Below are 12,971 nucleotides of genomic sequence, written 5' to 3'. Positions count from 1 at the left end.
TAAGAATTGAAAACTAAAGTTCTAATCCTCCTAAATTTTTAAAATGCCCGTTTAGCTTTACTCTTTCTTTCAGCGTCTCCATTTCTGCCATTACAGGCAATACTTTTTTAAGATGACGTTTTAAATATTCCTGACGGTGAATCTCTTCCATCAAACCAAGTAACTCATACTCTTGCTCTAAAGACAAACCCATGTGATGAGCTACATCATAACTCTCGATCTCTGTATCAGGTTTTTTAAAGGTTTTTGTAACCTTCAATAATTCATGTAAATGCCTTATTCCTTCTATCACTTTCTGCATCAGTCTTCTGTTGCCGGTAAAACTATTGTCCGGGTAACTAACTATTGCTCCGCTGTATAATTTATCTGGTATCTCCTTTACTGTTTCTAAAACTCTGAAAACCTTGCTGCCTTTGGTTTTTATATCCATTTCTCCATTATCATACACCTTTGAAACTTCAACCAACTCAACCAAAGTGCCCAAATCTTTTACCTGGTTATTAATTACAGCAGGGATCCCAAATGGTTTTTTGTTGTCGATACAATATTGAATTAATTGCTTATACCTTGGTTCAAATATATGCAGGTTCAGTTCTTCGCCTGGATAAACAACAATTGCTAATGGAAATATGGGAATGAAGTTTGTCAAGAAATTATTGATTTTTTTGTTTGATAGTCATTTCTTTTAAAAACTTGTATTTTAAATACGTGTACCATGCTGTATTTTTTGCGATCAAAAATCCATACCAACCATCTAAAAAACCCAATTCGAAAATATAGTGCTTTACAAATGTAAAAAATGGCGATAAGTATAGTTTTATTATCCCGGCTTTTTTACCTTGGTTAAAATATTTTTCAGCATTCTGCTTCGCATACCGGATCGTTTTTTCAATGTGCTCATCGAAACTATTTGTTGTGTAGTGCAGGATGTTTCCTTTGAGAGTATGTTTCTTTGCTTCAACCGGAAAGATCAGGCTTTCATGCACAGCTGCATTATTCCATCGTACATATTTTCTATTAAAAAGTCTTATATGTTTATCGCCTGACCATTCTCCGAATTTTATCCATTTATTACAAAAGAAATTCTTGAACTTCACTTCATACAGATTCTTCTCTTCAGAAAAGTCTATCTGCAGAATGGCATTTTTTAGTTCTTTATCAATTACTTCATCGGCATCTATACCTAATATCCAATCATACCTGGCTGCGTCTATACCAATATTTTTAGTTTCCCCATAGCCTTTCCAATCAGTAGTAATTACATGAGCATTAAATTGTTTGCAGATATTGATTGTGTTATCAGTACTCCCATTATCTACTATCACAATATCGTCAGTAATACCTGCAAGACTTTGCAGGGTATTTGCAATAATGTGAGCCTCGTTTTTTGTAATAATTACAACCGATAATTTTACCATTTGTCTATAAATGCCATTGAAAGGCAAATCTAACAAAATATTTACAGCAACGAGGCTAAGCAGATTCTACCATTTATGTATTATATTCAATATTTACGGCATTGGGTCTACGCATGTAAATAATCGGCGTAACTTTGCACCGCTGTATTATTTGCTACAGCTATATGTAATTATGAAGAATTTTTTAAGAGTATTTAAGTACATACATATCCCAAAGGAAAAACTGGCGCTTTACATTTGTTTAACCTTGTTGGCAACAGTATTCTCGTTGTTGTCTATTGGCATGTTATCTCCGTTTTTAAATTTAATTTTTAATACAGATGTAAAAAATTCAACCATTCAATCAAATGCTATTGGCGACTTAAAAAACTATTTTCAGCAAATGATCGTGGCGCATGACAAGATTTATACGTTGGCTATCATGTGCGTAGTTATTGTAATAGCAACATTTCTTAAGAATTTATTTCTTTATCTGTCATTTTATGTGTCTACCCCTGTAAGAAACAATATCATATCAGGATTTAGAATACGCCTTTACAACAGAATAGTAAGTTTGCCTTTAGGATTTTTTTCCGAACAACGTAAGGGAGACCTGATGAGCCGTATGGTTTCCGATATTGGTGAAATATATAATTCTATCATTGGCTCATTAGAAGGGTTAATAAAAGACTCGTTCACTATCATTGGTTTTTTATGTTACATGATCTATCTAAGTCCTCAATTATCCCTCTTCTTACTTTTATTGCTCCCTGTAACTGTTTTTGTAATCGGTCGTATCAGTAAACGCTTAAAAAAAGAATCAACCAGTCTTGCTGAAACAACAGGAAGCAACCTGAGTCATGTAGAAGAGACTTTGGGTGGCATGAAAGTAATTAAAGCCTTTACTGCTGAAGAACAAATGATGGAGAAATTTAAGCATGGCAATAACAAACTGATTGACATTCTTAATAGCATGACAAGAAGAAGGGATCTGGCAAGTCCGCTTACCGAAGTATTAAGCGTAACCGTACTTTGCATTATTCTTTTTGTAGGAGGTAAATTGGTTTTTTCTCCCAGTAGCCAGTTGGCCAGTGGAGATCTGATCACATTCATTTTAAGTTTTGCCATGTTGATCAATCCTGCAAAAAATCTTGCCGGTACTATTGCCGGTATTCAAAGAGGAATGGGAGCCCTTGATCGTGTGGAAGAGATTTTAAATGCTCCTGTTACTATCGTAGAAAAACCTGATGCTATCAATTTAGAAACATTTGAACATAGTATAGAATTTAAAAATGTTAGTTTTTCTTACGGCGACAAAACTGTGCTTCATAATATTGATCTTATAATCCCCAAAGGAAAAACGATTGCATTGGTTGGATCTTCGGGGTCGGGAAAAAGTACATTGGTAGATCTCATCCCCCGTTTTCACAATGTAAGTTCAGGAGAAATTTTAGTGGATGGAAAAAATATCAATGAATACACATTAGAATCACTGCGTAAACAAATGAGTTTTGTTACTCAAGAGCCTATTTTATTTAATGATACTATTGCAAACAATATCGCTTTAGGAAAACTGGAAGCTCCGGAAGAAACGATCACACACGCTGCAAAAGTTGCTAATGCATATAATTTTATTGTTCAAAAAGAAAAAGGGTTTGAAACTAATATCGGCGACAGGGGCACAAAACTCAGTGGAGGCGAAAGACAAAGACTTACCATTGCCAGAGCTGTATTGCAAAATTCACCTATATTGATTTTGGATGAAGCCACATCTTCATTAGATACAGAAAGTGAAAGATTGGTACAGGAGGCGATCAATAATTTAATGAGAGACAGAACTTCTGTTGTAATAGCACATAGATTGAGTACGATCAGCAATGCCGATGAGATTATTGTATTACAAAACGGACGAATCATTGAAAGGGGCAATCATCAAACATTGATTGATCAGAATGGATTTTATAGTAAACTGGTTGAAATGCAGGAGATAAAATAATTTATAGTGAATCAATGGCAATCATATATTGATCTTTTACAAGCAGGTGATTTTAAAGCACTGGCCAGATGTATATCCCTGATTGAAAATGAAGCGGAGGGATATGAAGAATTGCTCCAACTTTTACCCAATAAAAACACTTCGGTAATAGGAATAACCGGTCCTCCGGGTGCAGGTAAAAGCACATTGGTTGATGGATTGATCAGCCGCATGATCACACAAAATAAAAAAGTGGCTGTTCTTTGCGTTGATCCATCTTCGCCTTTTAATTTAGGGGCATTGTTAGGCGACAGAATACGCATGAGCGAATGGTATACCAACCCAAATGTATACATCCGCTCATTAGCTACCAGAGGCTCTTTGGGCGGGTTACACCCCAAAATTATCGAGATCACTGACTTGTTGAAAGCAGCATTTTTTGATTACATTATCATAGAAACTGTTGGTGTAGGGCAAAGCGAAGTTGAAATAGCCGGACTGGCAGATACTACGATTGTTGTAGTTGTTCCTGAAGCCGGCGATGAAATACAAACTATGAAGTCAGGGTTGATGGAAATAGCTGATATGTTCGTGGTGAACAAAGCAGACAGGCCCGAAGCAGATACTTTTGTAAAAAATTTACGCTTAATGCTGGCCCCGGCGTTTCATAAAAAAACAATCCCTGTTCCTGTCATTAAAACGATCGCTTCTCAAAAAACAGGAATTGATGAATTGTTAGATGCGATTACATCCCATATTCAACATGCTACATTTAACAGTAAAAAAAGCTGGCTGATCACTGAAAAAGCATATCAGCTCATTCAGAAAAAAAGAATGAATGATGTTGATAAAAACGAATTAAAAGATAAAATTGAACAGGAAGGAAATAATTTTAATTTATACAGGTTTATTAAAAACTATTGAGCGGCTCCTCTTTACCCCCTATTACTTTTCCACCATTTGTAACCTATAAAAGCAACAATAATAAAAGGCATCATCATTAAATATAAAATCCCCTGATTGAGTCCCAAAGCTGGTTTTTCTCCTAACTGCTGGGCTGTTTTAGTACACAATGAGCACTGCGCTGCTGTTTTAAGCGCAAATAAACTAACGACAACCAAAACCGAGAGTGCTTTTTTCATGAAGAACTGCAAAGTTACAGAACTATTGCTATCTGATATAAAGCTTTAAAAGAAAAGTATTACGAATTAAGATTTTTCTGTAAACCGATCGGTTACTTCAGAAACTATACCCGTTTGGTGAAGAGATCCCTGGTCAAAAAACTTTGGTTGAGTGATAAAAGCATTCAAATCCCCTTTTAATATGGTGTAGGATAAAAGATCATCTGCCCGATAAACAATCGGCGTTTGAGCGTCCAGCAACTTTTTTGCAGCAGAAAGTGTAATGCAATAGGCATGTGTACATTCGTGAAACCCGGCAATATTAAGGTGTTTGCTATAAGGCTTAGGTAACATATTGCATACCATGGTATAAGTCCATTTCATTAACCCCATACTGCTAAGTATTTTATAAAATAACTGTTTTCGTTTTAAAACAGGTGTTACAGTCTCGTATTTCTGATAGCCTAAATACACCAGCTCCCAGTTTTGTGGCAATTCAGCAAATACTTCGGTTAACAAGGGAATATTGGAATGAATAGGGCAAACATCATCCTCAAAAATCAATACTCTTTGCCAATTATGTTTTATCATTTCTTCATACACCATTCTGTGTGATAAAGAGCAGGCTATTTCTCCAAGACTTAATGCTCTTTTCTGCCTTTGTAATTTTTTCCCTTTTACTTCATCATAAATTCCGGCAGACATTAGCTCTTCGATATCCAATTTCAATTTATCCGCTCCCCAGAAAAAATCAAAGGGCAGCCCTTTTAGCTGCTCTTGTACATACAAATGCCGCTCTGTAAATCTTGGCACAGATACAACAAATATTTTATCAAAATATTGTTGAAGATGTTGACTTATGTTAGTGTCGATTGTCAAAAGAAAGATTGGTGAAAATTATATTTTCGCCTTTAATATTAAATGAAAAATTAAATTGGCCGAATGCATGAAACACTGTTTTGGAACAACCTGGTTTTATAAAATCATGTAATTCTATAATAACCACTTTTGTTTTGGGTAACCATTCTTCAAATCCCTCTGAAAAAATTTCTTTCTCTGCTCCTTCAACATCCATTTTTACAATATCAATATGGTCCCATCCTGATTTTGCCATTAAAAACGGAATACTCACCGCTTCGATCGTATCTCCATCTGGAGAATTTTTTTCTTCAACAATAAAAGAATTATTACCTGCTGATCCGTTGGTTATTTTTAAATGAGTTTGTTTATTCCATACTCCTGCTTTTACGGCGGTGATATTTGTGTAGTGTGATATATTTTCACTCAAAACAGTAAAATTATCTGTGTCAGGCTCAATTGTAATGATATTGGCCTGAGGGAATTTTGTAGCAAAATAGCAAGCGGTAAGTCCGATATTGCCACCGCAGTCAATGATATTTTTGGGAGAAAAATCTACTGGGATATTATATGTCTCTTTTAAAATAACTTCTTCAAATGTGGCATAATCATAAGGATTATCTCTCATTTTAAAGGGATGCGACAAATTCTTTACCTTAGTGGCATCAAGTTTTTTTGTTTTCAGCTTAAAATAAACTAACACAGCAGCACTAAAACCAAGGTATTTTTTTAACGCAGGAAATTTAGACATATTATTGTTGAAAATTCTGTTTGTGTGAACGAAGCTACAATTTAAAACGTGTTTTTAAAAAATCATTTATGAGGAAAGAAATGCCACGACTTAAGGGGGTATCAATAAAGAAAAAATCGCCTGATTATATTCATTTGTATTTTTTGATGACTGATTTAAAAGAAGCAATAAACAATTTTACAAAAGGAAAGTTACTTGATCTGGGATGTGGAAACAAACCCTATAAAGAGTGGTATCAACCACTTACGACAGAATCCACAGGTTGTGATGCCACCCAAAGCACCGAGCAATTAGTTGACACTATTTGCCTGGCAACAGATCTGCCATATGAAACCAATACTTTTGATACAGTGATATCTACACAGGTTTTGGAACATGTGTACGATCATCACAGCATGATAAAAGAGGCATACCGGGTTTTAAAGCCACAGGGAAATATCATCTTAACTGTTCCATTCACCTGGGAATTACACGAAGAGCCCTACGATTTTTTCAGGATCAGTAAACATGGGTTAAAAGAATTATTTGAAGAAGCTGGTTTTGAAATTAACTACATAAAAGCCAACGGAGGCAAATGGGCAGCCATGTTTCAAATGATGCTCAACACTGTTTATTCTACCTTTAAATACAAAACAGTAAAATCAAAAATATTAAAACTACTTTTTATCGAACTTAAGCTCACCTGGCTTATTAACCATATTGCAATATGGGCTGATAAAAAATACAGAGACGATATTTGGACCATTAATTACATAGTCGTAGCAAAAAAAATATAATGAAATCTGTTTTATTTCTCTCACTAATGAATGGCAGTGCCTGGGGAGGCAGTGAGGAGATATGGTATAAAACAGCTTTGTGGATGGCAGACAATAATTATACTGTGGATGTATGCTGTTATGATTGGGATGAAAAAAAAAGTCGCTTGTCTGAACTGGAAAAAAGAGGTGGTACCGTCCACCTTCTCCCTTCAAAAAAAATATTGAAAAGTGTTTTTGGTAAATGGAAACTACAACAACGCCTAAAAAATATCCCTTTTGAAAAATATGATTTTGTTTTCATTAATCAGGGTAGCTGGAACGATGTAGTATATGGTCCGTTGAAGCACTTATATAAACGCCTCACTTCTTACGCTTTATGCAGTCATAATTATAACGTTAATGACACTTTATCAAAACATAAAACATCGATATACAGCCATTGGATCAATAACGCTTGTGTAAATATGGCGGCAACAGAAAAAGTGTTTGACACAATTAAACAAAATTTACATATTACCGTTCCTAAACAAAAAGTAATTTACAATCCGATCACATTTGCTGTTCCTCAATATATAACTCCGTATCCTGCCCTAAACAATCAGTACATATGGATAATGTTAGCCGAGTTAGATAATTACCGAAAAGCTCAGGACATACTAATTAAAACCTTGTCGACGGAAAAATGGATGCAAAGGAATTGGGTTTTACATCTATATGGAAAAGGCAAAGACGAAGCGTCCTTAAGACAATTGATAATCGATCTTGATCTGCAAAAAAAAATAATCTTAAAAGGTCATACCAATAATGTTCAGGAAGCACTCAGAAGTTGTCATTTTTTATTTCAGATAACAAGGGTAGACGCAATGCCGCTTTCTGTTGTTGAGGCAATGGCAATGGCTAGACCCTGTATTGTAAGTAACGTTGGCGAAATGCCTAAATGGGTACAAAATGGTATTACCGGATTTGTAAGTGAAGGAGCAACTATAGAAGATATTGATGCGACATTGGAAGAATGTTGGCTGCAACGGAACGACTGGAAAACATTAGGCGAAAATGCTTATACAGTTTTTACAGAAAAATATCCTCAGCCATATGAAGCAAAAATGGTTGAGCTATTAGAAAGTTATTATTCCAAATAAAAATCCCCTGTTAAATAACAGGGGATTTTTATTTTTTCTACACAGGTTTTATGCTGTTTCTGATTTCATTGATTTGGCTAATCTTGAACGTTCATTCTCATCCAATACCACTTTACGCATACGAATGCTTTTCGGTGTTACTTCAATACACTCATCTTGCTGAATATACTCCATACATTCTTCTAAGGTCATCATGATCTTTGGCGCTGCCTTACTTGCATCATCACTACCACTTGCACGGTGATTCGTTAATTTTTTAGGTTCCGTAGCATTTACGTTCAGATCTCCCGGCTTAATATGTTCAGCTATGATCTGACCAACATATACCTCTTCTCCCGGATCAACAAAGAATCTGCCTCTATCCTGTAATTTATCAATTGAATAACCGGTTGTTCTTTCTGTATTTTTTGATAATAGAACACCGTTATTACGGCCAGGTATCGTTCCTTTCCATGGACGGTATTCGATGAACCTGTGTGCCATAACCGCTTCACCTGCAGTACCTGTAAGCATAGTACTACGCAAACCGATCAACCCACGTGATGGGATTTCAAATTCCAAATGCTGCATTTCGCCTTTACTTTCCATAATGGTCATTTCACCCTTACGTTGAGTAACAAGATCAATTACTTTACCGCTGAATTCAGATGGAACATCTACCACCAAGTTTTCATACGGTTCGCATTTTTTATCATCAATATATTTAACCAACACTTGAGGATTGCCCACTGTCAACTCAAAACCTTCTCTACGCATGGTTTCTATCAAAATACCTAAATGCAAAATACCACGACCATACACTAAGAAGCTATCAGCACCATCGGTATCTTCTACACGTAATGCCAGATTTTTTTCGGTCTCTTTAAATAGTCTGTCTCTAAGATGACGTGATGTAACAAACTTACCTTCTCTACCAAAGAATGGAGAGTTGTTAATACTGAACATCATGCTCATGGTTGGTTCATCAACACTGATAACAGGTAAGGCTTCGGGGAATTCAGCATCGCAGATAGTATCTCCGATATTGAAAGTTTCCAATCCTACTACCGCACAAATATCTCCTGCAAAAACTTCTGTTGCTTTCTTTTTACCCAAAGCTTCAAAAGTATACAGTTCTTTTACTTTACTTTTTACCAATTTACCATCGGCCTGCACCATCACAATATTTTGTCCTTCTTTTACAGAACCACGGGCTACTTTACCCACCGCAATTCTTCCCAGGAAAGAAGAATAATCCAATGAAGTAATTTGCATTTGTGTAGTTCCTTCATTTGCTTTTGGCTCTGGTACATGTTCCAGGATAGCATCCATCAAAGGAAGGATATTCTCTGTAGGTGTAATGCTGGTGTTCATCCAACCTTGTTTGCTACTACCATAAATAGTAGGAAAGTTCAACTGTTCTTCAGTAGCATCCAGGTTAAAGAATAATTCAAAAACCGCATCATGCACCTCGTCAGGACGACAGTTTTCTTTATCTACTTTATTAATGACAACAATAGGATGCAAGCCTAATTGCAATGCTTTTTGTAATACAAAACGAGTTTGTGGCATCGGGCCTTCAAAAGCATCCACTAATAATAATACCCCATCTGCCATTTTCAATACTCTTTCTACCTCACCACCAAAGTCACTATGCCCGGGAGTATCTATCACATTGATCTTTACGTCTTTATAAGTTACAGATACGTTTTTACTGAAAATGGTGATTCCTCTTTCTCTTTCAAGATCGTTGTTATCCATTATCAAATCACCCGTTTCCTGATTTTCACGAAAGGTATTGGTACTGTGCAATATTTTGTCCACCAGGGTTGTTTTACCGTGATCTACGTGGGCAATGATTGCGATGTTTCTAATATTCATAAAACTGTATATATAGCCTTTGCGGCTTTTTTAAGTGTGCAAAGGTACATCAATTTTACGGGCTTTCCGCATTAAATATAAAGTAAATTAAGGGGGTGTGGGAGTACCCATTTTGCATGATTCAGTAGCCGATTTATTGCTAAAACAATCAAATACAAGGTAAACTTAACGTCAAAAACCAGCCTAATACAATAGAAATAACGTACTATTGTTAAAACGATTTTCAATGAAAGAATCCAGAACACTAGGCACCAGAAAAACGATTGCCATTGTTGCTCACGACAAAAAAAAGAAAGATGTAATCGAATGGGCCATGCATAACAAGACTGCATTGGCAAGACATGACCTGATCTCTACCGGTACTACCGGAAAGTTATTAGAAGAAAATTTAGATCGTCCTGTAAAAAAATTATTAAGTGGTCCGCTTGGAGGTGACCAGCAGATCGGGGCAATGATTGCCGAAGGTAAAATTGACATTCTTATATTTTTTTGGGACCCAATGGAAGCCCAGCCACACGATAGTGACGTAAAGGCCTTACTAAGATTAGGCGTAGCCTGGAATATCTTATTAGCCTGCGACAGAACTACTGCCGATTTTATTTTTACATCCCCGTTGATGAATACTGATTACAAGATAGATGTAACAGATTACAATAGCTATCTAAACAGAAAGGTAGAATGACAGCAAATAAGGAAAAGATATTTTTACCCAACCTCGGCCTCTGCATATTATTAGACCTGATTGGCATGTTGAGTTATCTGGTACCGGCGATGGCTGAATTTACAGATGTAGTGTGGGCACCTCTTTCCGGCTTTATCTTTTACAAATTATTTGGTGGCAGATTCGGCAAGATCGGTGGTGTATTAAATTTTTTAGAAGAAATTCTCCCCTTTACAGATATTATTCCAACTTTTACAATTGCCTGGTTCATCAGAAAAAATGAAATTGACAAAATAAAACTCCCGAACAAATAAAACGAAAAAGCGTTGTAATTTACAGTTGCATACTTGTCCCGATAATTCGTGACCTGCCAATTTGCACATTTAAATTATCATGCAGTTTAATCTTCAGTCACCATATTCACCAGCAGGCGATCAGCCGAATGCTATAAAGCAACTTACAGAAGGAATTCTGGATGGAGAACGATACCAAACATTGTTAGGTGTAACCGGCAGTGGTAAAACATTTACTATTGCCAATGTTATACAAAATATACAACGACCTACGCTTGTACTGACGCATAACAAAACACTGGTTGCTCAATTATATGGGGAGTTTAAACAATTTTTTCCGGATAATGCCGTAGGTTATTTTGTAAGCTACTACGATTACTATCAACCGGAGGCATATATGCCTACCAGTAATACATACATAGAAAAGGACCTTAGCATTAATGAGGAATTAGATAAATTAAGATTACAGGCAACAGCTCAATTATTAAGTGGCAGAAGAGATATCATTGTTGTTGCAAGTGTAAGCTGTATTTATGGTATGGGGAACCCGGTTGATTTTGAAAACGGGATCATCAGGATACAAACCGGGCAAGTTATTTCCAGACAAGCATTTTTGCATGCATTAGTAAACAGTTTATATAGCCGTACCGAAATTGAATTTACCAGAGGCACTTTCAGGGTAAAAGGTGATACAGTAGATATCAATCTTCCTTATGTAGATTTTGGGTATCGCATTACTTTTTTTGGCGATGAGATCGAAAGTATCGAAACGCTGGAACTGGCTTCTGGAAAGCGTATCGGACTGGTAGAGAATGCTGCCATCTTTCCTGCAAACCTATATCTTGCCCCAAAAGATATTTTGCAAAAAGTAATTTATGAGATACAGGATGAAACGGCAGCGCAAGCAGAATATTTCAAAAGAAGCGGGAAATTCATAGAAGCTCAACGTATTACGGAAAGAGTGAATTACGATTTAGAGATGATCCGTGAACTCGGTTATTGCAACGGTATAGAAAACTACTCCAGATTTTTTGACAGAAGAAACCCGGGTACAAGACCGTATTGCTTATTGGATTATTTTCCGAAAGATTTTATTTGTGTGATAGATGAAAGCCACCAAACCATTCCACAGGTAAGCGGTATGTATGGCGGCGACAGAAGCAGAAAACTTAATTTGGTTGATTACGGATTTCGTTTACCCAGTGCATTAGATAACCGTCCTTTGAATTTTCACGAATTTGAAAGTTTATTGAACCAAACCATTTTTGTTTCGGCTACGCCGGGAAATTTTGAACTGGAAAAAACCGGAGGCGTAGTAGTAGAGCAGGTTGTACGACCTACGGGCCTACTCGACCCTCCAATAGAAGTACGTCCATCTATTAATCAGATCGATGACCTACTAGATGAAATTGATAAACGTGTGGTAAAAGGCGACAGAGTATTGGTAACCACACTTACCAAACGTATGGCTGAGGAAATGGACAAATATCTTCATCGCATCAATATTAAAAGTAAATATATCCATAGTGAAGTTGATACATTAGAAAGAGTTGAAATTTTGCGTCAATTACGTTTGGGAGAAATTGATGTATTGGTAGGGGTAAATCTGTTAAGAGAAGGGTTAGATCTTCCGGAAGTATCGCTGGTAGCTATTTTAGATGCTGATAAAGAAGGATTCTTACGTAATGAGAAAAGTTTAACCCAAACTGCGGGCAGGGCTGCCCGTAATGTTGATGGCCTGGTTATTTTTTATGCAGATAAGATGACTGACAGCATGCAAAAAACCATTGATGAGACGACGAGAAGAAGAGAAAAACAGATCGCATATAATATCGAACACGGCATTACTCCAAAAACGATCATAAAAAGTAAAGAGCAGGTTTTTGCTCAGGGCTCGGTGCTGGATGTGAAAGGGTACGATCCGTCAAACCCTTATTCAATAGGCGCTGATGAGGAGTTAGTTAACATTGCTGCTGATGAACAGGTAATATATAACACCATTCCCCAACTTGAAAAGGCCATCAGCCAAACAAAAAAGGCGATGGAAAAAGCGGCTAAAGACCTTGATTTTATGGAAGCTGCTAAATTAAGAGATGAAATGTTCAGGATGCAGAAAGAGTTGGGAGAAATGAAAAAATAATTCAGTATCTTAGGAATC

The 12,971-nt window shown here is 36.4% G+C and carries 13 protein-coding genes; 7 read left to right on the top strand and 6 right to left on the bottom strand.

Features of this window, described 5'->3' with window-relative positions; genetic code table 11:
- Positions 1-13 precede the first annotated feature (13 nt).
- Together LK994_RS05475 and LK994_RS05470 are read right to left on the bottom strand one after the other, a co-directional pair.
- Complete coding sequence (locus tag LK994_RS05475; protein WP_229761885.1) at positions 14-649, bottom strand: LON peptidase substrate-binding domain-containing protein; 636 nt, start codon at positions 647-649, stop codon at positions 14-16.
- 4 nt (positions 650-653) lie between these two features.
- On the bottom strand, positions 654-1,418 hold the full coding sequence (locus tag LK994_RS05470; RefSeq protein WP_229761884.1) for a glycosyltransferase family 2 protein: 765 nt from the start codon (positions 1,416-1,418) through the stop codon (positions 654-656).
- Positions 1,419-1,590: 172 nt separating this feature from the next.
- Between LK994_RS05470 and LK994_RS05465 the strand changes: the two genes are divergently transcribed.
- Positions 1,591-3,393, top strand: a complete 1,803-nt coding sequence (locus tag LK994_RS05465) for an ABC transporter ATP-binding protein (RefSeq protein ID WP_229761883.1) — start codon at positions 1,591-1,593, stop codon at positions 3,391-3,393.
- 6 nt (positions 3,394-3,399) lie between these two features.
- The gene (gene meaB, locus LK994_RS05460) at positions 3,400-4,296 is read left to right on the top strand and encodes a methylmalonyl Co-A mutase-associated GTPase MeaB (protein WP_229761882.1); all 897 of its coding nucleotides are present in this window, start codon (positions 3,400-3,402) and stop codon (positions 4,294-4,296) included.
- Positions 4,297-4,307: 11 nt separating this feature from the next.
- Here meaB and LK994_RS05455 read toward each other — a convergent pair whose 3' ends face one another.
- From LK994_RS05455 to LK994_RS05445, 3 genes are all read right to left on the bottom strand, one after another.
- Positions 4,308-4,514, bottom strand: coding sequence for a hypothetical protein (locus LK994_RS05455; protein ID WP_229761881.1), 207 nt, complete (start codon positions 4,512-4,514; stop codon positions 4,308-4,310).
- A gap of 66 nt (positions 4,515-4,580) precedes the next feature.
- Positions 4,581-5,372, bottom strand: coding sequence for a glycosyltransferase family 25 protein (locus LK994_RS05450; protein WP_229761880.1), 792 nt, complete (start codon positions 5,370-5,372; stop codon positions 4,581-4,583).
- Positions 5,356-6,102, bottom strand: a complete 747-nt coding sequence (locus LK994_RS05445; protein WP_229761879.1) for an FkbM family methyltransferase — start codon at positions 6,100-6,102, stop codon at positions 5,356-5,358. Before LK994_RS05445 ends, LK994_RS05450 begins: the two co-directional genes overlap by 17 nt.
- A gap of 68 nt (positions 6,103-6,170) precedes the next feature.
- On the opposite strand from LK994_RS05445, the gene LK994_RS05440 reads away from it, so the two are divergent.
- Both LK994_RS05440 and LK994_RS05435 read left to right on the top strand, forming a co-directional pair.
- Positions 6,171-6,878 (top strand): class I SAM-dependent methyltransferase, encoded by a 708-nt coding sequence (locus LK994_RS05440; RefSeq protein ID WP_229761878.1) that lies wholly within the window; start codon positions 6,171-6,173, stop codon positions 6,876-6,878.
- Positions 6,878-7,999: a glycosyltransferase family 4 protein gene (locus tag LK994_RS05435; protein ID WP_229761877.1), complete on the top strand. Its 1,122-nt coding sequence runs from the start codon at positions 6,878-6,880 to the stop codon at positions 7,997-7,999. The genes LK994_RS05440 and LK994_RS05435 overlap by 1 nt, the downstream gene beginning before the upstream one ends.
- 48 nt (positions 8,000-8,047) lie before the next feature.
- Here LK994_RS05435 and typA read toward each other — a convergent pair whose 3' ends face one another.
- Positions 8,048-9,859 carry a translational GTPase TypA gene (gene typA / locus LK994_RS05430; protein WP_229761876.1) on the bottom strand — a complete coding sequence of 604 codons (1,812 nt, stop codon included), beginning with the start codon at positions 9,857-9,859 and terminating at the stop codon, positions 8,048-8,050.
- Positions 9,860-10,085: 226 nt separating this feature from the next.
- Between typA and LK994_RS05425 the strand changes: the two genes are divergently transcribed.
- The 3 genes from LK994_RS05425 to uvrB all read left to right on the top strand — a co-directional run bounded on the left by LK994_RS05425 (position 10,086) and on the right by uvrB (position 12,953).
- The gene (locus LK994_RS05425; RefSeq protein WP_229761875.1) at positions 10,086-10,541 is read left to right on the top strand and encodes a methylglyoxal synthase; all 456 of its coding nucleotides are present in this window, start codon (positions 10,086-10,088) and stop codon (positions 10,539-10,541) included.
- Positions 10,538-10,834, top strand: a complete 297-nt coding sequence (locus LK994_RS05420; protein WP_229761874.1) for a hypothetical protein — start codon at positions 10,538-10,540, stop codon at positions 10,832-10,834. Before LK994_RS05425 ends, LK994_RS05420 begins: the two co-directional genes overlap by 4 nt.
- Before the next feature lie 79 nt (positions 10,835-10,913).
- The gene (uvrB, locus tag LK994_RS05415) at positions 10,914-12,953 is read left to right on the top strand and encodes an excinuclease ABC subunit UvrB (RefSeq protein ID WP_317206745.1); all 2,040 of its coding nucleotides are present in this window, start codon (positions 10,914-10,916) and stop codon (positions 12,951-12,953) included.
- Positions 12,954-12,971: the final 18 nt, after the last annotated feature.

Origin of the sequence: Ferruginibacter lapsinanis (genome assembly GCF_020783315.1) — a bacterium.
Taxonomy (GTDB): Bacteria; Bacteroidota; Bacteroidia; order Chitinophagales; family Chitinophagaceae; genus Ferruginibacter; species Ferruginibacter lapsinanis.
This window is presented reverse-complemented; position numbering and strand designations above follow the sequence as displayed.